At 62.5% G+C, this 21150-nt stretch carries 18 protein-coding genes; 9 read left to right on the top strand and 9 right to left on the bottom strand.

Annotated elements, in window-relative coordinates; all coding sequences use genetic code 11:
- The first annotated feature begins 207 nt into the window (after positions 1 to 207).
- Both RA302_RS32015 and RA302_RS32010 read left to right on the top strand, forming a co-directional pair.
- Positions 208 to 465 carry a PaaI family thioesterase gene (locus RA302_RS32015; protein ID WP_306300966.1) on the top strand — a complete coding sequence of 86 codons (258 nt, stop codon included), beginning with the start codon at positions 208 to 210 and terminating at the stop codon, positions 463 to 465.
- Between the two features lie 376 nt (positions 466 to 841).
- Complete coding sequence (locus tag RA302_RS32010; RefSeq protein WP_225320460.1) at positions 842 to 1123, top strand: transposase; 282 nt, start codon at positions 842 to 844, stop codon at positions 1121 to 1123.
- A 342-nt stretch (positions 1124 to 1465) separates the two neighbouring features.
- Here the strand turns inward: RA302_RS32010 and RA302_RS32005 are convergent, their stop codons facing one another.
- The gene (locus RA302_RS32005) at positions 1466 to 2779 is read right to left on the bottom strand and encodes an IS256 family transposase (protein WP_030538128.1); all 1314 of its coding nucleotides are present in this window, start codon (positions 2777 to 2779) and stop codon (positions 1466 to 1468) included.
- Between the two features lie 308 nt (positions 2780 to 3087).
- Here RA302_RS32005 and RA302_RS32000 point away from each other — a divergent pair, with 308 nt between their 5' ends.
- Positions 3088 to 3771 carry a sigma-70 family RNA polymerase sigma factor gene (locus RA302_RS32000; protein ID WP_021334540.1) on the top strand — a complete coding sequence of 228 codons (684 nt, stop codon included), beginning with the start codon at positions 3088 to 3090 and terminating at the stop codon, positions 3769 to 3771.
- A gap of 669 nt (positions 3772 to 4440) precedes the next feature.
- Here RA302_RS32000 and RA302_RS31995 read toward each other — a convergent pair.
- The 6 genes from RA302_RS31995 to RA302_RS31970 form a co-directional block, all read right to left on the bottom strand.
- Positions 4441 to 4941 carry a hypothetical protein gene (locus RA302_RS31995; protein ID WP_134771772.1) on the bottom strand — a complete coding sequence of 167 codons (501 nt, stop codon included), beginning with the start codon at positions 4939 to 4941 and terminating at the stop codon, positions 4441 to 4443.
- Positions 4938 to 6704: a cytochrome c oxidase subunit I gene (ctaD, locus tag RA302_RS31990; RefSeq protein WP_011331573.1), complete on the bottom strand. Its 1767-nt coding sequence runs from the start codon at positions 6702 to 6704 to the stop codon at positions 4938 to 4940. The genes RA302_RS31995 and ctaD overlap by 4 nt, the downstream gene beginning before the upstream one ends.
- An 82-nt stretch (positions 6705 to 6786) precedes the next feature.
- Positions 6787 to 7629, bottom strand: a complete 843-nt coding sequence (locus RA302_RS31985) for a sulfite exporter TauE/SafE family protein (protein WP_011331574.1) — start codon at positions 7627 to 7629, stop codon at positions 6787 to 6789.
- Position 7630: 1 nt separating this feature from the next.
- Positions 7631 to 7969: a rhodanese-like domain-containing protein gene (locus RA302_RS31980; protein WP_011331575.1), complete on the bottom strand. Its 339-nt coding sequence runs from the start codon at positions 7967 to 7969 to the stop codon at positions 7631 to 7633.
- Between the two features lie 28 nt (positions 7970 to 7997).
- Complete coding sequence (locus RA302_RS31975; protein ID WP_011331576.1) at positions 7998 to 8786, bottom strand: GntR family transcriptional regulator; 789 nt, start codon at positions 8784 to 8786, stop codon at positions 7998 to 8000.
- A 588-nt stretch (positions 8787 to 9374) separates the two neighbouring features.
- A complete protein-coding gene (locus tag RA302_RS31970) occupies positions 9375 to 10769 on the bottom strand; it encodes an MBL fold metallo-hydrolase (protein WP_030537988.1) in 1395 nt (464 codons plus the stop codon).
- Between the two features lie 584 nt (positions 10770 to 11353).
- On the opposite strand from RA302_RS31970, the gene RA302_RS31965 reads away from it, so the two are divergent.
- Positions 11354 to 12559, top strand: coding sequence for an FAD/NAD(P)-binding oxidoreductase (locus tag RA302_RS31965; RefSeq protein WP_021334544.1), 1206 nt, complete (start codon positions 11354 to 11356; stop codon positions 12557 to 12559).
- Complete coding sequence (locus RA302_RS31960) at positions 12556 to 13092, top strand: hypothetical protein (protein ID WP_011331579.1); 537 nt, start codon at positions 12556 to 12558, stop codon at positions 13090 to 13092. Before RA302_RS31965 ends, RA302_RS31960 begins: the two co-directional genes overlap by 4 nt.
- Before the next feature lie 27 nt (positions 13093 to 13119).
- Here the strand turns inward: RA302_RS31960 and RA302_RS31955 are convergent, their stop codons facing one another.
- Positions 13120 to 13383, bottom strand: coding sequence for a metal-sensitive transcriptional regulator (locus RA302_RS31955; protein WP_011331580.1), 264 nt, complete (start codon positions 13381 to 13383; stop codon positions 13120 to 13122).
- 115 nt (positions 13384 to 13498) lie between these two features.
- A complete protein-coding gene (locus RA302_RS31950; protein ID WP_011331581.1) occupies positions 13499 to 15679 on the bottom strand; it encodes an MMPL family transporter in 2181 nt (726 codons plus the stop codon).
- 136 nt (positions 15680 to 15815) lie between these two features.
- Here RA302_RS31950 and RA302_RS31945 point away from each other — a divergent pair, with 136 nt between their 5' ends.
- From RA302_RS31945 to RA302_RS31930, 4 genes are all read left to right on the top strand, one after another.
- Positions 15816 to 16052, top strand: coding sequence for a DUF2892 domain-containing protein (locus RA302_RS31945; RefSeq protein ID WP_011331582.1), 237 nt, complete (start codon positions 15816 to 15818; stop codon positions 16050 to 16052).
- A 324-nt stretch (positions 16053 to 16376) separates the two neighbouring features.
- Positions 16377 to 16790: a hypothetical protein gene (locus tag RA302_RS31940; protein ID WP_229757369.1), complete on the top strand. Its 414-nt coding sequence runs from the start codon at positions 16377 to 16379 to the stop codon at positions 16788 to 16790.
- Positions 16791 to 16812: 22 nt separating this feature from the next.
- On the top strand, positions 16813 to 20703 hold the full coding sequence (locus RA302_RS31935; RefSeq protein ID WP_030537990.1) for a WD40 repeat domain-containing protein: 3891 nt from the start codon (positions 16813 to 16815) through the stop codon (positions 20701 to 20703).
- Between the two features lie 123 nt (positions 20704 to 20826).
- Positions 20827 to 21060, top strand: coding sequence for a transposase (locus RA302_RS31930; RefSeq protein WP_021334551.1), 234 nt, complete (start codon positions 20827 to 20829; stop codon positions 21058 to 21060).
- Positions 21061 to 21150 lie beyond the last annotated feature (90 nt).

Raw genomic sequence — 21150 nt, 5'->3', positions numbered from 1 at the left:
GAGCGGCGAGACACACTGGCCGATGGCGACCCTCTCCCGCCTCACCACCCATGGTGTCTCGGCTGTGGCCCGGACAACCCCCACGGTCATCATCTACTGGCGCGACGTCGCGGCGACGGCGTCGTGGCGGAGCATGTGTTCGATAGTCGGCATCGAGGTGCTCCGGGCATCGCGCATGGGGGAGCTGTGGTCACCGTGCTCGATGACATGGTGGGAATGCTTCTTTATGTGATCGGGGACATGGCGGTTACACGTAAGCTCGATGTCGAGTTCCTCGCGCCGGTTCGCCTGAAAGTGCCCTATGAGGTAAGTGCCACGCTGAAAGCGCGTGATGGACGCAAGCTGCACGTTGCTGCCGAAGTTCGAGCGCAAGGCGCCGGAGACGTAGTGGCCTCCGCCATTGGCGTCTTCATTGTCGTAGATCTGGCGCACTTCATCGCTGCGCTTCGACCCGAATCGCTCTAGTGTGTGTGCGCCCGTTAGCCAATCGGGGGTCACGCGCCGAACGACCATAGCGCATAAGGATCGTGGCGCCGAGGCGGTGGAGAAGTTCGTGAAGGTCAGCCGCGTGAAGGTCCAATCGAAGGGGTGGGCAGTAGCGTTATAACATTTCTGGAAGGCGAGTAGGCGGCCGGCCACCTCGTCGAGATCGCAGAAAAGTCGTCGGGCGTGAGGGCCTTTGCGCTGCACAGCGGTGAAGTAGATTTCGACCTGGTTCAACTACTACGCATGAACGGGTAGATGGATCATGCGAGCTGTACTGGCATGTCCCCAGTGAACGGGGCCATCTTGTTTTAGAGTCTTGTTGCCCGTGACGTGGGCGGATAGGACGATGAGGAACATGGCTGGACGGAAGAGGAACTCCGCAGAGGACATCGTGCGCAAGTTGCGCCGAGCAGACGAGCTCACCGCGGCGGGGAAAACGCAGGAAGAGATCGCCAGCGAGCTCGAGGTTTCGGCAGCGACGTTGTACAACTGGCGCCGCCAGTACGGCGGCATGGATATCGACGCAGCGAAAGAACTCAAGGAATTGCGGGAGCAGCAGGGCAAACTCAAACGACTACTCGCCGACACCGAACTGGAGAAGGACGCCCTGCGGGAGGTGGCGAAGGGAAAATTTTGAGCCCGGCTGACAAGCGGCGCTGTCGACATGCTCGTCACGACGATGAGAGTGTCGAAGCGGTTGGCCTGCAGAGCAGTTGGGCTTGCCCGGTCCACCTACGCCCGTACGCCGATCGCACAGACTCCCGCCGACCCCGATGCGGTCCTGAGAGCGATTCTGCGTGACTACGCGCGAACACACCCGTTGCATGGCTTCCGTCGCGCCTGGGCGCATCTGCGACACGATCAGGCGATGGCGGTGAACAAGAAGAAAGTGCACCGATTGTGGAAAGAGGAAGGTCTGCAGGTGAGGATCTACCATCCACGCAAGGAGGAATCGTCAAATTCTGTGGATTAAGGTGTGTCAGGCGACCTCGGATACCGGCGTGTCCGGTGACGGTTCCGGGGTGATCTCGACGGGTCGTTCGAGGAGCTTGCCCTTGTGGAACAGCGCACCGGCCCGCACCAACGCCACCAGGTGCGGGGCGTTCACGGCCCGCCAGCGGGCCTGGGCGGCCTCGATCAGCTTGTAGGCCATCGCCATCCCCGCCGCCCGCGACCCCGGGCCCTTTGTCACCTTGGTTCTCAAACGCACTGTCGCAAAAGTCGATTCGATCGGATTTGTCGTGCGCAGATGCACCCAGTGCTCAGCCGGATACCGGAAGAACTCGAGCAGCACGTCGGCGTCGTCGGTGATCTTCGCGACCGCCTTCGGGTACTTCGCGCCGTAATCGATCTCGAATGCCTTGATCGCCACCTGCGCCTTGTCGATGTCCTCGGCGAGGTAGATCTCCTTCATCGCCGCCAACGCACCAGGATGAGCCGACTTCGGCAGCGCAGAAAGAACATTCGCCTGCTTGTGAAACCAGCAGCGCTGTTCCCGCGTTTCCGGGAACACCTCGCGCAGGGCCCGCCAGAACCCCAAGGCACCGTCACCGACCGCCAGCACCGGGGCCCGCATCCCACGCCGGCGGCAATCCCGCAGCAGGTCCGCCCAGGACTCGGTCGATTCCCGGTACCCGTCGGAGAGGGCGACGAGCTCCTTACGGCCGTCGGCGCGGACACCGATCATCACCAACAGGCAAAGTTTCTCCTGCTCGAGACGCACTTTCAGGTGAATACCATCGACCCAGAGATAGACGTAATCCGCCTCCGAGAGATCCCGGGCGGCGAAGGCTCTCGCCTCGTCCTGCCACTGCGTCGTGAGGCGGGTGATCGAACTGGCCGACAGGCCGGCACCGGTGCCGAGGAACTGTTCGAGGGCGGGACCGAAGTCGCTGGTCGAGAGCCCGTGCAGGTACAGCAGCGGCAGCACCTCGGACACCTGCGCGGATTTGCGGGCCCATGCCGGCAGGATCGTCGAGGAGAACCGCCTACGTTCACCGGTGTCGGGGTCGACGCGCTTGTCATTGACCCGCGGCGCCTTCACCGCCACCGCGCCGGCGGCGGTGACCACCTCGTGCTCGGCGTGGTAGCCATTGCGGACCACCAGCCGGTGACCGTTGTCGTCGATCTCACCGGCATGCCGGGCGATGTAGTCGGCGACCTCGGCCTGCAGGGCTGCGGCGAGCATCTGCCGGGCGCCGTCGCGGACGATCTCGTCGAGCAACGAGCGGCCCGCGCCGACTGCCTGGCCGGTCTCGTTGGAGTCGTCGTCGTAGTCCACTATCGTGAGCACGGGCGTACCTTCCCGCCAGCGTTGGCGCGCTGGACTTGATCAGAATCCTGTTCGTGTACAGATCATCATCCGGGAAGGTGCGTCCTCCCGGGATCCACAGGTTTCGATCATTCCTCCAATCGACGAACGACATGATCGGTCCTGTCCTGTAGACGGTCTTTCACTGTTGGACGGACGACCTCGCCGATCTGGACAGGTCGGCGAACAGGCGAGCGCCCGCGATGGTGGTTCCGATGCTCTCGGCGACGAGGACTTCGCTGTCGAACTGTCGGTTCAGACCCCGGTTCTCCGCAGAATCGCGGGGGGGTATGACCCGCTCACCAGCCGACGCGGACGACCTCGTGCAGGATGTGCTCGAACGTGCGTGGCGTGGCAGGCGCAGTTTCAGGGCGGAGTCCGCTCTGTCGACCTGGCTCTACCGAATCGCGATCAATCGCGCCCGGGATCTGGCAGCGCGCGCGGATTCGGCGCGCACCGTGCCATCGGGCATCGACGATATCGACTTGCCGGTCAGCCGTCTCGATCATCCCGAGGTTCTCGCCGAGTCGCTGGCCGACGAGCAGACGGTGCGTGCCGCTCTGGCGACCTTGTCCGTCGAGGATCGAATGGTTCTTGCGCTCCACGACGGTGAAGGATGGACCGCACCTCGGATCAGCACGGTTTGCGAGCTCACCGTCGCATCGGTCTACAAGCGGATTCATCGCGCGCGGATTAGACTGCTGCGAGCACTCCCCGCCGTATCCGCGAGCGAGAGTGTCGATTCCGAATTGTGCCGAAAAACCCTGGTCCACGCGTCGGCCTATCTCGACGGTCACCTCGATGTCGAAACATCGACGCGGATCGACGAACACCTCAGACAGTGCCCCCGCTGCCCACCGATAGCTGGGGCACTGGTGGGAATCAAAACTGCACTCGGGCAGCGCCCGTGGAGTTCTGCGATGCCGCCGGACTTCGTCCGTGCCGTCGACACATTGGGCAACACCAACCGGTAGCACGCGGTGGCCATCCGGCCGCCTCGGCCCGGCCACCTGACTTTATACCCCTACGGGTATAGTTGCCTTCATAGTCGAAGAACTTGAGGAGATGCCATGTGCAGAGCTGTCACGTGCAAGAAGTGCGGAAAGACCACCTGGGCGGGTTGCGGCCAACACGTTCAGCAAGTGATGCGGGGCGTTCCCGCGTCCGCTCGATGCAATGGGCACGAGGCCGATCCGAAATCGACCGGATTGTTCTCTCGCATGTTCTCCAAGAAGTAGAGGCAGTACGCGATCTCCACCTGCCCCAGATTGCACGGGCTCGCGGACGCACCGGATGCCGGCGGTCAGGTTCGGTTTTGAGAAGGCATCCGGTGGTGTCGTCCACCGTTGCGACGTGGTCGCGTCGAAGGCATTTCGCACACCGAGCGAGCCTGTGTCGACGTAGACCGGACTACGTCGAAACCTGTCGGATCGTGCAGATGAGTGTCGGCATCACACCACCAACACGGGCATTCCAAGGACCTCGTCCCGAGAGAAGCGATGGCGCGCGTCCAGACTCGGAGCGGTCATCGGTGGTTCGTGGCCCGAACACCGAACGACGGTGTCGTAGCGGTATATCGGTCGGCATCGTTGCGTGCCGAAGCCTCTCTCGTGTCGTCGCGCAGTTGGCCTCGATCGGGCTCGTCAGTGCCGCCACTGCTCAGGTGCCTCGGCGGGCGGAGGTGCACTGCCGACCAGGGTCATCCTCTGACGACGGTCGGGGTCGACCCAGACCGAGATGATGCTGCCGACCACGAGTTGAACTGCCATCGAACGTGATACGTGGACTTCGGACCGATATGTTCCCGATCCTGGAACAGTCACTTTCAGCGCCACGCTCCCCGAACCGATGTCGACGTCCAGGACCACTGCCCACCCTTCGACGACGCCGATCGGTGCCGATGCCGCCCGTCGTGGTGTGCGCGCTGCGAACATCATCGCGAGCAGGAGAAGCACCGCGAACACCACCACCACAGCGGCGGTCACAACTGTCTCAGAACGTGCCGACAGACGCGGAACGAGGCAGGTGAACACCACGATCAGCGCGAGCACGTAGAACCCCATGACGCAGGCAATGGCGTACGACCCTCGGCCCGGCAGCAGCACATTCGCGCCCACTCGATGGCCGCAACGATCTCTCGTCACCGGGTGTCGCTCTCGCTGGCGGTGTCGTGTTCGATACCGTCGGCCACGACTTCGGAGGGGGCCCGGACTCCGGCCGTGTGGCCCATCAAGCCCACGTGCGCCTCGGTGCGCATCCGGTCGACCATGTGCGGGTAATGCAGCTCGAATGCCGGCCGCTCGGAACGGATCCGGGGGAGCTCGGTGAAGTTGTGGCGCGGCGGTGGACAGGTGGTGGCCCATTCGAGGGAATTGCCGCATCCCCAGGGGTCGTCGACGATAGCGAGCTCGCCGTAGCGGTAGGACTTGAAGACGTTCCACACGAACGGCAACGTCGATGCTCCGAGGATGAACGCTCCGATGGAAGAGATTGAGTTCAGAGTGGTGAAGCCGTCCGAGGGTAGGTAGTCGGCGTAGCGGCGCGGCATCCCTTCACTGCCGAGCCAGTGCTGAACCAGGAACGTCATGTGGAACCCGATGAAGGTCGTCCAGAAATGCCACTTGCCGAGGCGTTCGTCGAGCATGCGGCCGGTGATTTTCGGGAACCAGAAGTACACCCCGGCATAGGTGGCGAAGACAATGGTGCCGAACAGCACGTAGTGGAAGTGCGCGACGACGAAGTAAGTGTCGGTGACATGGAAGTCGATCGGAGGGCTAGCGAGCAGTACCCCGGTCAGGCCGCCGAAGAGGAAGGTGATCAGAAATCCGACGCTGAAGAGCATCGGCGTCTCCAAGGTAACCTGCCCTCGCCACATGGTGCCGACCCAGTTGAACAATTTTACCCCGGTCGGTATCGCGATCAGAAAGGACATGAACGAGAAGAACGGCAGCAACACTGCGCCGGTGGCGTACATGTGATGCGCCCATACGGTGATAGAGAGGGCAGCGATGCCGAGAGTGGCGAAGATCAATCCCTTGTAACCAAAGATGGGTTTGCGACTGAAGACGGGGAAGATCTCGGAGACTATCCCGAAGAAGGGCAGCGCCACGATGTAGACCTCGGGGTGTCCGAAGAACCAGAACAGGTGCTGCCAGAGCATCGCTCCCCCGGTCGCGGGATCGAACACGTGACCGCCGAAGTGGCGATCGAATGCCAGACCGGCCAGTGCAGCGGCGAAGGTCGGAAACGCCAGGAGCACCAGGAGTGAGGTCACAAGAATGTTCCAGGTGAAGATCGGCATCCGGAACATCGTCATCCCCGGTGCCCGTAGACAGACGACGGTGGTGACGAAATTGACCGCACCCAAGATGGTGCCGAGCCCGGAAAGAATCAGGCCCAGTACCCACAGGTCGGCACCGACACCGGGTGAATGCAGTGCACTCGTCAGTGGGGTGTAAGCGGTCCACCCGAAGTCCGCCGCGCCTCCCGGGGTGATGAACCCGGCGAGCACGATCAACGACCCGAACACATACAACCAGTACGCGAACGCGTTGAGCCGCGGGAATGCGACATCGGGTGCGCCGATCTGCAGCGGAAGAATGTAGTTCGCGAAACCGTAGGCCACCGGTACCGCGTAGAGCAACAGCATGATCGTACCGTGCATGGTGAAGAGTTGGTTGTACTGCTCGTTGGAAAGAAACTGCAGCCCCGGCACCGCCAATTCAGCGCGCATCAATAACGCCATCAGACCGCCGATGAGAAACAGACCGAACGAGGTGACCAAATACATCTTGCCGATCGTTTTATGATCGGTGGTGGTCACCAACTGGAACAGTGTCGAGCCCTTGGGTTCACTACGCGCCGGATACGGCCTGGCTGCTTCTCGGCGGGGAATCAGTGCGGTCATCGACGATCTCCTCGATCCAGGTGTGGGGTGCGCCCGCAACTGCGTGCGTAGAAAGGGGCTCGGTGGGCGACGCCGGCGTGCATCACAGGGCCATGGCGGATTGGACAGTGACGTAGACGGCCACGACGAGTAGCAGGGCTGCGAAGCTACGGGTGAGTGTGGTGACAGAGACTTTGTCGGTGATGATTTTTCCTGCGAACGAGCCTGCGATTGCCGCGAGAGTGAACGGAACGACGATCTCCCACGGGATTGCGGCACCCGTGCCGAGGCGTTCGGTGAAGGCGCCTGCGCTGGTGATGGAAATGATCACCAGCGATGTTCCGACAGCGACGGGCATCGTATAACCCAGTGCCAGAACCAGGGCAGGGACGATGAGGAATCCGCCGCCCACTCCCAGAAAACCGGTAAGGAAGCCGACGACGAGCGCGGAGGTGACCAGCTTGACCACCTGTGAAGTGTTGATCTTCACTTTCGCGGGCTTGGTGGTGACCGCGACGGCGCTAGGGTGCATCTCCTCGGTCTCGGCCGGGTTCGGCGTCGGTACGTCGGCATCGTGTCCGCGCCGTGTACGGCGCAGCATCGCGCCGGCTGCGACGATCATCAGTGCAGCGAACGCGAGCAGCAAGATCTGCGGGTCGACCGACCGATTGAGGATCGATCCACCGAAAGCGGTCACCGAGCCCAGGATTCCGAACACTCCGGCTGCCCGCCACCGCACGTGACGTGCTCGCGCATGGCTGATGGCCGCGATGATCGAGGTGATGCCGACGATGATCAGCGAGGCGCTCGTTGCCGATTGCGGTTCGACCGCCAGGAGATACACCAGTGCAGGAACAGTCAGTATCGATCCCCCACCACCGAGTGCGCCGAGGGAGAGCCCGATGAGTATCCCGGCGGCGACTGCGATCGCGAGGGTGGCGACCATGTCAGATCACTGTGCCGGGGGTGCCGTCATCACGGACCACGGGGCGGCCGTCTTGGTGCCACGCTTTCATTCCGCCGGTCAGGTTGTGGGCCGTGCGTCCCGCCGCACCGAGTACCGCCGCGGCTTTGCTCGACCGGGCTCCGGAACGGCAGACGACCACCAGAGGCTGGTCCGGGGTGTAATCGGAGGGGTCGAGCGATCCGAGGGGGACGTGTACGGCAGCGGGGGCATGTCCGGCAGCCCATTCGTCGTCCTCGCGGACATCGATCAGGATGGCTCCGGATTCGGCGATCAGTGCGTGTGCGGCAGCTGGATCGGCTGCCGGTAGTGCTCCAGTCATGAAGAACGCTCCTTGGATCGGTGGGTGCTTACAGGGCGTGCAGCGGCATGGCCGGCACGAAGCGATAGCCCTCGCTCGATGAGAACGTGGCCGACACGGTGAACCGATCTCCTCGAATCACTGTGTGCCGTAACTCCACCGGCCGGGAGTTCATGAAACCCAAACGGCGGATCGACAGCGCGGCGGTCTTCGCATCGAGTTCGAGTGCTGCCGCATCCTCTGGATCCGGGACGACGGCAGTGACGTCCTCGCGGCCACCGGTGAGGCGGATGCCGCAGCGTTGCTCGAGCTCGATGTACAGAGCTGTATGAGTGAAGTCTGCGTCCAGGAGGTCGTGTGCCAGATCTCCTGGCAACCAGGCATAGTCAAGCGCCAACGGCATCGTCCCTGCCATACGGATGCGCTCCAGGTAGAGCAGTGGGGCCTTGGGGCCGACCTGCAGAGTGGCAGCGACCGCGGGGTCGGTGCGTAGTTCGAGTGCACGCACCACGCTGTGCTGGGCAACACCCGTGGCTTCCACGGCAGCGAAGAGACTGTAGAGCGCACCGAGAGGTTGCTCGATCACCGGCGGAGCCGCCAGCCGAGAAGGCCGGCCACGCTCCGCAATCAAGATTCCTTCGTTCCGTAAGCGCCGCAGAGCCTCGCGGGTGGTGTGACGACTCACGCCGTAACTCGTGGTCAACGCATGCTCGCCCGGGAACTCGGAGCCGGCGAATTCGTCGTCGCCGATCCTGCGGACCAGATCGGCATGCAGTTGCGCCCACAGCGGCATCGCACTGGAGCGGTCGAGCGCGGCACTGCGATCGTCGTCGACCATCAGAGGCTCTCCTGTCGATCTGTGTGTCGGAATCCGAATTCGAGTCGCCACATGCTGACACTCGTGGGTTGAGTCGCCACATGCTGACGCTCGTGGGTTACTGTACAACAAATGTACGTACATCCGTACGGGCGATCAGGGAGTGATGCTCAGTACACGTCCGAAGTGATCTCCATCGAGGACCTCGGGGACCGCAACTCCTTCCGTCCACGACGGAACAGCCGCCGGCCTCGCAGACCCGTAAACGAGACACCGATCGCATCGAGAAAATTCTCGCCGCGAACTCACGCGCGCCCAGTCCCATTCCGCTCGTATGCCGACCGCTGAACTACCCGCTGCCACACAGGTTTCACCCATCCGCGGTGTCGACGCGCCGAGCACGAAGGAGGCCCTGTTGGAGATCGCGTCGAACCTGGTGAATATGTCGGCGTAGCGACGCAGCATCACGTTACTTCCGAGTCGGTACCGGATCGGGATTGTCGCCTGGGGTCCGCTCCGCCATCGGTGGCTCGACGAGCCTTATAGACAAGCTAAGCAGCGAACCGGGGGCGGACGGTACGACGGGCCCCCTGTTCGGGGTGTGTCCGGTCAGACTGTTTCGAGGTTGTGCTCGGCCCAGGCGGCGTAGCTGCCCTCAAGTTCGACGACATGGTAGCCGGCGCGACGCAGTGCGCTGGCTGCGACCGCGTTGCGGACGCCGCTCTGGCAATAGGTCACGATCGGACCGCCCGTGGGTAGTCCGTCGAGGTTCCACAACAATCGGCCGCCGCTGAGCTGTTCGGAGCCAGGTATGTGGCCGTCGGCGTGTTCGGTCTTGTTGCGCACGTCCAGCACCATTGCCGGGTCGAACGAATCCAGCTCGTCCGCCCCGATCGTCTCGGGCGTCGTCATGGGGAGGCCTCGTAGACTTGTGACGTACCCGGTCACCGTATCGATGCCGACCCGCAGCAGGTGATCACGTAGCTCGTCGGCGGCATTACAGTCCTCGGCGAGCACCACCAGTGGAGTGTCCTCTCGCTCGGGGTCGTAGACCCAGGCACCGAACGAGGCTGCCTTGCTGAGGCCGGGGATGTTGAGCGCTCCGGGGACAGTGCCGACGTGCACCTCATCTTGGCCGCGGGTGTCGAGGAGGACGACCTCGTCGGAATCCAGGGCGCGTGCCAATTCTGCGGAGTCGTACTCGTGCAGTGGAGAGAGTGGCCCGAGAACGACCGGGCCCTGCTTGTTCTGACGCTTCATCCGGCCGAAGTAGGCGTGTGCGTCCGGTTGGCCGTCGAGCATCTCATCGACGAAGCCCTGCTCGTCGTCGCGCTCGACGTACCCGGCCCACCAAGCGAAACGGCGTTCGTAGCCGACGCTGGTCGACGGGAGCGCGCCGAGAGCTTTTCCGCAGGCGCTGCCCGAACCGTGACCCGGAAAGACCTGGATATGATCCGGCTGCGTGACGAACGATCGCTTCAGACTGCGGAAGATCTGTTTGGCACCCTCGAAACGGGTGTCGACACCGTCGGCGGCCTCGTCGAGTAGGTCCGGCCGGCCGAGATCGCCGGCAAAGACGAAGTCGCCCGTCAACATGTATCCCGGAGCGTCGGCGAAGGCACCGTCGGTTACCAGGAACGAGAGGTGCTCCGGGGTATGGCCGGGCGTGTGAACGGCTTGCACGGTGATGTTGCCCAGAGTCAGCGTGTCGCCATCGTGGAGGCGTTCGGCTTCGAAGCCGTACTGCCAGTCGTCGCCGCCCTCTCCTGAGACGTAGGTGGTCGCGCCGGTGGCCTTGGCCAACTCGCGGGTGCCGGACAGGTAGTCGGCATGGATGTGGGTCTCGGTCACGGCGGTGATGGTCATGCCATGCCGATCGGCCAGGTCCAGGTACACACCGATGTCGCGGCGGGCGTCGACCACCACTGCCTCTCCCTTGGTCTGACAGCCGATGAAGTATCCGGCTTGGGCGAGGTCTTCGTCGTAGATGCGTTCGAGAAGCATCGAAATCTCCTTGTCGATCGTGGCGGCGGTCGTGCAGGTGTCAACAATCCATGGTACCCAGTGGGGTATTTTCAGGAGGTTCTGTGCGCCATGGCGCACGGGCCTGATCTCGCGGGTGAACGTGCAGCAGGTCGGCATACCAACGGACACCCAGGGGCATCGCACCCGGCCGATCCAGCGAGGCGCAGCGGACTCACGGCGACACTGCAGCGATCGTCGACCATCACGTCCTCCTCGGGCCGTCTGACATTCGTCGACTCGGGGCGGGAGAGGAAAGTTCATCCGCCTTGAGTGTGGCGTTCGTGGTACTCGGCGACTAGCCTTAGCCCTAATGTACGTACATCCGTACGATCAATCAAGGCGAGGGTGCCTTGCACTTCCGCACTTGCATTTGCACACCAGCTGCTCGAACGCCGGAACGAACTTCCAGCACGACTGCTGTATGCGCAGTACGCCAGCCGGAATGACCACACCTTCGTCATGACCTCACGGCACGCGCCCACACCGACGTCGAGCTGACCCATCCCGCACCAACCGAATCGAGACCGCGCCTACCGAGCTCGTGTCACGAACAGGAGGACGACATGTCCGCGCACACCATCGACCACAAAGTTGCGATCATCGGCGGAGGCAACGCCGGTCTTTCGCTTGCAGCACGTCTACGGCGAGCAGGAATGACCGACATCGGCGTCATCGAGCCGGCAGGGACCCACTACTACCAACCGCTGTGGACTCTCGTCGGTGGTGGCCGGGCCCCGGCCGCGGAAAGTGCGCGCAGCGAGGCGTCGGTGATGCCGCAGGGCGTCGGCTGGATCAAGGATCGAGCCGAGGGGGTCGACCCCGAGGCCCAGACGGTCAGCACCTCCTCTGGAACCACCGTCCACTACGACCACCTGGTGGTGTGTCCCGGTATTCAGCTCGACTGGGACTCCGTGCCCGGAATGACCGAATCGATCGACACCCCGCAGGTCTCGAGCAACTATCGCTACGATCTCGCACCCAAGACGTGGCAGATGATCCAGAAGATGCGTTCGGGCACCGCAGTGTTCACGATGCCGTCCGGCCCCATCAAATGCGCGGGTGCCCCACAGAAGATCGCGTACCTCGCAGCCGACTACTGGCGCGAGCAGGGCGTGCTCGACGCCATCCGAGTTGTCCTCGTCCTGCCCACACCCGGAATGTTCGGAGTGCCGGTCTTCGCCGAGGAGCTCGAGCGGGTGGTAGCGCGCTACGGCATCGAGGTGCGTAAGAACAGTGAGGTCACCGCCGTCGATCCTGACGGCCGATCGGTGACGATCACCGACAATGCTGCAGGAGTGAGCGAAGAGCTACCCTACGATCTCCTCCACGTCGTACCGCGGCAATCTGCACCGGACTGGATCAAGGCCAGCCCCATAGCGGACCCCGACAATCCAGCCGGATATGTACAGATCGACAAGAACACTCTGCGGCACAGTCGATTCGACAACATCTTCGCACTCGGTGATGCCGGATCCTCGCCGAACTCCAAGACCGGTGCCGCAATTCGCAAGCAGGCACCCGTCGTCGCCGAGAACCTGCAGGCGAGCATCGCCGGCCGCCCGCTGACCGCGCAGTACGGTGGCTATGCCTCCTGCCCCTTGACGACCTCTCGGAACACGATGCTTCTGGCCGAATTCGACTACACGATGCAGCCCGCACCCTCGATTCCGTTCATCGACACCACCCACGAACGCCGCGACATGTGGTTCCTGAAGAGGCGCGGCCTGCCGGCGTTGTATTGGAACGCCATCCTCACCGGCCGGGCGTGAGCTGCCGAAAGCCGAGGAGTCACGGCGTCGACGGCGAGCTGAGCACGTACCGCTCGGTGTTCGACGCCATAGAGCGACGGGTGCTGCCCGAGGTCGAGTTCGGCAGAAGCATGCCGATTCTCATCGCCGCGATAGCGACCGCAATCCTGGGGTTCGCGCTACCCCACACCGGTTCGGCGCATGGATATGACGTCTTGCTCCGTACATCACGCGCCGAAGCGGAGTCCGCGGGAGTTCTACCCACTCTGTTCGTCGTCTTCAGCGCCACGTTCACGGTCACGGTGGCCGCAGCCGCTCGCTCACTTCGGCGGTTCCGATGGGCAGGTTTGGCGTTGGCTGGGAACGGAGTAACCACGGTCTTCGCCGTACTGGCAATCTGGTCGAGGCAATCGCTGACGCCCGATGCCGAGTTCGCGGGCCCCTCCATCGGAATGTACTTGGGATGTGCGGCGGCGCTGTTGTCCACAGCGTTGTGGGCCCGTGCGGTTTTCACCCATCCACACGGGCCCCTCGGAGCACCCTCACACTGCTGACGCGAGGTCGGCGCACCGTCGCGGACCTCAGGCGAGGGCGAGAAACAGCTTCTCGAGCTCCGCTTCGCTCATCTTCTCGCCCGTCTCCGCTCCGGTGATGCACTCACGGAGCCCGGTGGCGACGATCTTGAAGCCTGCCCGGTCGAGGGCCTTCGATACCGCGGCCAGCTGGGTGACGACATCCTTGCAGTCACGACCGCTCTCGATCATGGCGATCACTCCTGCAAGCTGACCCTGCGCACGCCGCAGACGGTTCAATACCAACGCGATGCTTTCGGTGTCACCGGTCATGTCGTTCAGTCCTTCGTTCGATGAAACTCCAGTTTACCCCTAGGGGTAAGAGCGGTCATGGTGGCCGAAGCCGGACGGCCTCGGCCACCACTGTGTTGCTCGAGATCGGTGACACTCAGCTGTGTGAGAAGCCGATCTTGGGCAACACCGCTCGTAGCCATGCGGGTGACCACCACGCGGCGTGGCCGGTCAAGCGCAACAACACCGGCAGCAGAACCAAGCGGATGAGAATCGCGTCCAGCAATACGGCGACACCCAGAATGATTCCCATCTCCTTGGGTGGCAGTGGTTCGGCGAGCGCGAACGAGAAGAACACCGCGATCATCACCGCTGCCGCCGCGAAGATCACCCGTCCCGAATGCGCCATTCCGTCGACCTGAGAACCGTGCGGATCACCGGTGTTCTCGTAGTGTTCCTTGACGCTCGACAGCAGAAACACCGTGTAATCCATCGCAATTGCGAAAATCATCGCGAAGAAGAACACCGGGCCCCAGCCGTTCAGGAATCCCTGCGGCGTGAATCCGAGCAGCGACGAGCCGTGACCGTCTTGGAAGATCAGCTTCGCCACACCGAATGCCGCTCCGGTGGACAGCAGGCTGACCACGGTCCCCAGCAGGGCGATCAGCGGTGCCTGCAGCGCGATCAGCAGCAACAGGAATCCGAGCACGAGGATCACCGACACCACGATCGGCAGATACTCGTTCAACGCTGTCTGCAGGTCCAGGTTCTCCGCGGGCGCACCGCCCACGATCGCGCCCTCGGGCAGCTCGGCACGCAAGGCGTCGAGTGTGGTCTCGAGTGCGGGGTCCGACGGATCCACGTTCGGGATGGCCTGCAGCATGACGAAGTCGGATCCGTCCATGGCGGGCATGGGCGGCGTCACCATCGATACGCCGTTCACGCTCGCTGCGATCTGTGCGGTCTGCTCTGCCTCCGACGTGGGGGCGATGATCTGCAGCATTCCTGGTGCGCCTTCACCCATCTGTGCCTGAACCAATTCGTAGCCCTGCCGGACCGGAGCGTCCTCGGGCACAACCGAAATGGACGGCATGGCGACCTTCAGGCCCAGTGCCGGAATCGACAGCGCCACCAGAATCAACAGGGAGCCGATGGCGAACGGCCACGGATGCTTGTGCAGCAATTGACCCCAGGACGCGAATTTCGGCGAGCGATGCACCTGCCGCTTCGCGTACGGGAGGGAGCCGGCATTGACCTTCGGTCCGAGCTTGCCCAGAACTGCGGGGAGCAGCGTGAGGGTGGCAGCGAGAACGAACACCACCGCGAGCATGATGCCCACGGCCATCGTGCGCACCGCAGGTGCGGGTACCAGAAGCACGGCAGACAAGCTGATCAGCACGGTCAGTCCGGACAGCAGGACGGCTTTGCCTGCCGTGTCCATCGTTTCTGCCACTGCACGCTGCGGGTCGATCCGACCGGTGTCGATGGTCTTACGCAGCGCATCCCGGAACCTCACGACGAGGAAAAGCGCGTAGTCGATACCGAGCGCCAGGGCGAACATCATCGCAAAGTTCATCGCCCACACCGAGATCGGCGTGATTTCGTTCAGCAGAACCAAGCCACCCGCGGATGCGACGAGACCGGCCAGTGTCAACAGCAAGGGCAGGCCTGCCGCGACGAGTGATCCGAACGCGAGCACCATGATCGCCAATGTGACCGGCCAGGAGATGATTTCGGCCTTGATCATCGCGTCGTGGTTGGCCTTGTTGAAGTCACTCCACAGCGCCGATGCTCCGGTCGGGTAAACCTCGATCGAGTCCGTGGAGGCTGCGGTCAAGTCGCCCTTGAGATCGTCGACGGCCTTGACCATCTCGTCGGTCGTCCCGTTCGCTCCACCGATGAGAATTCCGGTGTGCCCATCGGCACTGATCGACATCCCCGGTTTCGGGGCGATCACCTCGGAAATCCGCGAGTCAGCAGCCAGAATGTCGGTGACCTCGGAAATGACAGCCGCGACAGCGGGGTCCGTCACCTGCTCGGTGTCCGAGTGCACGACCACCTGTATCGCCGCAGAAGAGTTCCCGCCGAAGTGCTCCTGTGCGAGTTCGCGAACCTGGACCGACTCCGATCCGTTGGATTGCCAACCGGCACCGGCGAGAGATCCGAACACAGACGGGGCAAACGCTCCCAATCCGATGATGACCACCAGCCACGCGGTGACCACCCACTTGAAATTGCCTGCCATGCGCGCACCGAAGCGCGCCAACGGCCCCCCAGTGATCCCTGGCGGCGAGCTGTCTGCAGAACTCTCGTCGGTTCGAACGTCCGTAGAACTCACTGTGTGTCCTTCATGGTCGGGAGCGGTGTCCGAACGGTAGCACGTACCCCCTAGGGTATCTTGAGTGTAGTCTATCGTCTACCCCGTGGGGTATACCAGTCGAACCGCAACATCTCACAGAACCGAGGCTCTCCGCATGTCATGCAACGACACCCTCAACGGACCCGCCGGTCTGAGCATCGAACGCGCTGTTCCCGCACTCGCGGGCACCGTCGTGCTCACCAGCCTCGCGCTCGCCCGTCTGCACGACCGCCGATGGCAAGCACTGACCGCGTTCGTCGGCGGAAACCTCGTGTTCTACTCGGCAGTGGGATGGTGCCCGGCCAGTCTGCTGATGCGGCGATTGGGGATACGTCAGAGCGGCAGATTCTAGGGGCGTCGCAACACGATCAGTCTTTGTTGGTCACACGCAGTGCATGGCCCTGGTCGTAATATCTGCCTGCGACCGATGGTGCCGAAGCCCCAAAGACGCTCGACCAACCCAGACGAGGGGGTGCTCAATCGCTTTCCATCGTTTTCATTTCAGGAGTTGTGAACGACGGTCGAAACCTGGTTCTTACCCAATTTCCGTACGACTCCACCTTCGAGTCGCGGTGCCGTTCCGGTAGGACGTGGATTGTGCGGGAGATGATCATCGTCACTACGGCATTGAAGATGGCGTTGTAGCGACGCGATCACGGCGGTCATAAGATTGGCGATGGACTTGATCCATCACAGCGATGCCAACAGTAAATACACATCAATTGCCTTCACAGAAACGCTTGCGCTGGAAGGGATTGCGGCTTCAATTGGAAACGTCGGCGACGCCTACGACAACGCCCTTGCAGAGTCGATAATCGGACCGTTCAAGACAGAAGCAGTTTCCAAGAGCAGTCCGTTTCCGCAAGGGGCGATCAAGACGATCGACGACATCGAATTCTTGGGCGATGGAATGGGTGGATTGGTTCAATACCCGCCGTCCGCACAGCACCTTGGACTACGTCACTCCCGACGAGTTCGAAGCCGTCTATTATTCTCAACTATCGATTCTCCAGCCGGAGATGTCGCCGGCATAGGAGCGGCAAGAAACCCGGCACGGTTCACAGTCCCAGTAATGTCTACTTATCGGTAACAAGCGAGTGCATGGAGTGGGCATGGGATCTTCACGGGCTGACGAGAACGCGCGATCAGAGTTCGCTGCCAGGTTTGCACTATTGTATGAACTGGCTGGAAACCCGGTTTTGAAGAGAGTTGCTGACCGCGCCAATGCCTCGATCGTCAGCGGGGCTTCCCGCAGAACTGTCTACGTATCTGCGCAGCGGCTTTCCGACTGGCGGGGTGGCCGAAACGTACCTGCCAGATTCGAGGGTTTGTCAGCGGCCTTGCATGTTCTTGTCGCTGCGGCACGCGCACGGGTTCCCGAACCCCCGGTAGAGGGGCTGTACTCACTATCACAGTGGCAAAAGCTATGGATGCGTGCGCAGCGAAGCAATCACGTAGTCACAACTGACGTGTCTCACCAAAGGCGCTTCGCACCTCCAGGGAAACCCGAAATCCCTTGCCCGTACATAGGTTTGGCAGCATACGGACAGGGAGACAGCACATTGTTCTTTGGCCGCGACAAGGCTACAGCGGCACTGATGTCCAAAGCACTCGACGGCGGAGACGATGTCGCACTGACATTTCTGGTGGGCGCTTCGGGGACTGGGAAGTCGTCGCTCTTGCATGCTGGCCTACTACCAGCCCTCAGCCCCAATCGGTCAGCGGTACAGCTGAGTCCTGGCGCAGACCCCCTCGGTGCGTTGGATGCTGCGTTGATGGCGCGACCAGATGGGCGAGTCATCGTGATCATCGACCGTTTCGAGGAACTGTTCACCCAATGCCACCATGGTGTCGTCAGGGAACAATTCGTCGAGCAACTGGTGACACTGGCAAAGGCCCGAAGGTTTGAGGATAGCCCCGTGGATGCAGTTGTTGTTGCGGTGCGCGCAGATTTTTATGAACAATGCTTGAGGATTCCGGAACTCGCCCGGCGTCTGGAACAAGATCAGATGGTGCTGGGCGCGATGACGCGCGAAGAAATAGCATCCGCAGTGATCGGGCCGGCCAAGCTGGTCGGCGTCGACGTCGAACCCGGCTTGGTCGATGTCATCATCCGCGACCTCGGGGTACACAACGGCGTAACTGGCGCAGGATATGGACATGGGGGCGCGCTTCCGCTGCTCGCGCACGCCTTAACAGAGACGTGGAATGCGCGTTCTGCGCAGACCATGACGATTGCCGCCTACGAATCTGTTGGTGGTGTCCACGGGGCGTTGGCACGTACAGCTGAGGAAGTATGGTCGACATTTACTCCTCTCCAACGTCACGCTGCCAGGCAAATGCTACTGCGACTGGTCACGGTGAACGAGGACGGGCCCGACACACGACGCCGACTTGCGCGACACACACTGCTGGAAAGCGTCCCCGACGTCGAGGCCGGACTAGCCGCCCTTGATGCACTAATCGACAGTCGGCTTGTGACATGCGATTCCGCCGGAATCGAATTCACCCACGAGGCTGTATTCGAAGCCTGGCCCCGGTTCGCAGAATGGTTGGAGGACAATCGCGCGGATACAGTTCGACGTCAACGTCTGGACCGGGATGCGGACGAATGGAACCGCAACGATCGCGAAGTGTCGCTTCTCTATCGAGGGCTTCGGCTCGAGTCTGCATTGGCATTGACCAGGGAGCCCTCCGCTAAGTTCGCGACCACAACACGTGAGTACGTCGACGCCGGACACCGTCAAGCCCGTACCGCCTTGTTGCTGAAGCGGTGCATGGTCGGCTTGCTGAGTCTCCTTACGGTGGTAGCGATGGTCCTGGCGTTGACCAGTCATGCCCAACGCGTATCGTCCGACGTTCAGCGAAACGACGCTCAGTTCGCCGAGGTGCTTGCACAAGCCGGGCGCACACAGAACTCCGACCCCTCGTTGTCAGCTCAGGTGTCTCTTGCCGGCTCAGCGTTGCGACCTCTCGACCCGGCCGCACACGCGATGGTACTTGCCAGTCAAAACGCTCCGCTGGCAAGCCCGATGTCCGGACATACCGGAGCTATCTACGACACCGCAGTAGCGGGAAACGGAATTGTGGCCACCGCCAGTTACGACCGCACGATTCGGCTATGGGATCCACTCAGCGGCAAACAATTAGGTGGTCCTCTGGTCGGGCACACCAGCTGGGTCACCAGTGTCGCCTTCAGCCCGGACGGGCACTATCTCGTAAGTGGAGGGGGTGACGGAACTCTGCGCCTGTGGGACGTTCGAGATCCGGACCGTCCCAGTCCACTAGGTTCCCCCGTGGTCGGCCATTCCGGCGCTATTTACATGGTCGCGTTCAGTCCTGATGGGCGCACAATCGCCACCGCCGGAGACGATACGACGGCACGCCTGTGGGATGTGGATAATTCGGCCGCCGTGACGCAACGAACCCCCCCTCTCCGCGGACATGAGGCGCCAGTCCGCACCGTCGCGTTCAGTCCGGACGGCCGTACCCTCGCGACGGGAAGTGATGACCACACCGCAATACTGTGGAACGTAGAAGACCTCGCTGGACCGGTAATCCCGTGGGGACCGCCGCTACGGGTGCACGCCGACACCGTCCACTCCGTGGCATTTAGCCCGGACTCCCGAATGCTGGCTACGGGCAGTGACGATCACAGCGTACGGATCTGGATGGTGGATAACCCGAATACGCCGGTGATGGGGCAGACCCCGCTGATCGGCCACACTGCCGCAATCTGGTCGGTGTCTTTCAGTCCGGATGGGCAGTCGCTGGTCTCGGCGAGTTGGGACGGCACCGCTCGTGTCTGGTCTGTGATCGATCCCGACCATCCCACTGTGCTCGGCGGCCCGCTCGTCGGGAGCAGCGGTGGACTGACGACGACAACTTTCACGAACAACGGAACGAAAGTAATTACCGGTGGTCAGGACGGCCTCGTTCGCGTCTGGAGTTTGCCTAGCGCGGTACTCGCTGGGCACAGCCGCAGGGTCGCCACACCGGCAATCGATCGCAGCGGACAAGTGATGGCCACCGGATCACTCGACGGTACGGTCCTACTCTGGGATATCACAGGAGGACGGACCCCGACAATCCGGGAACGGCTTCGCGCTCCTGACGGACTCGGGATCGAGAACCTCGCTCTCTCACCGGACGGGTCCACTCTTGCGACAGCGGGCCTCGGCAGCACCGGTGTCCAACTGTGGACCATTACCTCAGGCGCAACCGCGGCAGCGGGTCCTGTACTACCAATTTCCGCACGCTATACCCACGAGCTAGCTTTCAGCCCCGATAGCTCCATACTCGCGACCGCCGCAGACGACCAGTCGTTGATGCTGTGGCGTGTTGACGATCCCAGCCGACCCGACCCCATAAGGGCCGCACTGACCGGCCCGTCGGGCTGGATCAATTCCGTCACATTCAGCCCGGGAGGTAACCTCATCGCCGTAGGGAGCAGCGACAACACGGTCCGCATCTGGGATGCGTCGAACCCTGCAATGCCCGTCCCCCGACGGAACGCGTTAGTTGGGCATACCGGCGCTGTGAACTCAGTCGCGTTCAGTCCCGATGGCCAGCTCCTTGCCAGCGGTAGTGACGACCAATCGATCCGCATATGGAGCATCGGGTCAGACAATGACACCGACGCCAACCCGGAAGTCTTAACTGGGCATACCAGTACTGTAAGGTCCGTGGCCTTCAGTGCTGACGGAGAGCACCTCGCTAGCGGTAGCGACGACCAATCGGTGCGAATCTGGGACGTCGATGGCTTACGGATCCGCGGCACGGGGACCTCGATCGTGCCAACTGGAACGGTGCGGTGGCGCGTAGCGTTCGACCCGGCGGGGAGCAGAATCATGGCCGCAGGCGAGGGTGGTGCGATGCGCGCGCTCACCCTCGACGCTGATGCTGCTGCCCACCGCGTCTGCCACGCGACGCGGGGAATTCTCACATCGCAGTTGTGGGATCAGGTCTTGCCCGGCCTCGACTACCACCCGCCCTGCGCCTGAAATCGGGAAGGCTGAGGCGGGTAACTGTGACATGACCCCCCATCAAGTGACCGCATGATCCGTGCCCCTCAAAGTGAACCATCTATATGAGAGATGAGGCAGAGCGGTCCATAGGAGGTCACAGTGCCCAAGTCGTATCCGAACTCAGTCCGGCGACAGATCTCGCACCGTCTGCGAAGTGGTGACACAGTCGCCGATATCGCTACGGAAACCGGCATATCGCCGGCGACGTTGTTCCGGTGGAAAGCCCAAGCCCTGATCGATGCGGAGGTGCGCGGCGGTGTACCGAGCGTTGAGTCCGACGAGCTCGCATCGGCCCGCGCCCTATCGCTGCACTCGAAGCTGAACTCGCATTGACTCGCGATGTGTGCGCCTTGTTCGACGATCAGTCGGTGGCGCCCCCAAAAGGAAGATCGCGATCGTCGAAGGACTGATCACACGAGGACA

The sequence above is a fragment of the Rhodococcus sp. DN22 genome (assembly GCF_036669995.1).
GTDB classification, from domain to species: domain Bacteria; phylum Actinomycetota; class Actinomycetes; order Mycobacteriales; family Mycobacteriaceae; genus Rhodococcus_F; species Rhodococcus_F erythropolis.
Note: the sequence above shows the minus strand (reverse complement) of the source record. Positions and strands in the feature narration are given on the sequence as shown.

Excerpts from the sequence above, each read along its gene's own strand:
- RA302_RS32015 (WP_306300966.1), top strand. The coding sequence starts at position 208 with ATGGTGGGAATGCTTCTTTATGTGATCGGGGACATGGCGGTTACACGT.
- RA302_RS32010 (WP_225320460.1), top strand. The coding sequence starts at position 842 with ATGGCTGGACGGAAGAGGAACTCCGCAGAGGACATCGTGCGCAAGTTG.
- RA302_RS32000 (WP_021334540.1), top strand. The coding sequence starts at position 3,088 with ATGACCCGCTCACCAGCCGACGCGGACGACCTCGTGCAGGATGTGCTC.
- ctaD (WP_011331573.1), bottom strand. The coding sequence starts at position 6,704 with ATGACCGCACTGATTCCCCGCCGAGAAGCAGCCAGGCCGTATCCGGCG.
- RA302_RS31985 (WP_011331574.1), bottom strand. The coding sequence starts at position 7,629 with ATGGTCGCCACCCTCGCGATCGCAGTCGCCGCCGGGATACTCATCGGG.
- RA302_RS31980 (WP_011331575.1), bottom strand. The coding sequence starts at position 7,969 with ATGACTGGAGCACTACCGGCAGCCGATCCAGCTGCCGCACACGCACTG.
- RA302_RS31975 (WP_011331576.1), bottom strand. The coding sequence starts at position 8,786 with ATGGTCGACGACGATCGCAGTGCCGCGCTCGACCGCTCCAGTGCGATG.
- RA302_RS31970 (WP_030537988.1), bottom strand. The coding sequence starts at position 10,769 with ATGCTTCTCGAACGCATCTACGACGAAGACCTCGCCCAAGCCGGATAC.
- RA302_RS31965 (WP_021334544.1), top strand. The coding sequence starts at position 11,354 with ATGTCCGCGCACACCATCGACCACAAAGTTGCGATCATCGGCGGAGGC.
- RA302_RS31955 (WP_011331580.1), bottom strand. The coding sequence starts at position 13,383 with ATGACCGGTGACACCGAAAGCATCGCGTTGGTATTGAACCGTCTGCGG.
- RA302_RS31945 (WP_011331582.1), top strand. The coding sequence starts at position 15,816 with ATGTCATGCAACGACACCCTCAACGGACCCGCCGGTCTGAGCATCGAA.
- RA302_RS31940 (WP_229757369.1), top strand. The coding sequence starts at position 16,377 with ATGGACTTGATCCATCACAGCGATGCCAACAGTAAATACACATCAATT.
- RA302_RS31935 (WP_030537990.1), top strand. The coding sequence starts at position 16,813 with ATGGGATCTTCACGGGCTGACGAGAACGCGCGATCAGAGTTCGCTGCC.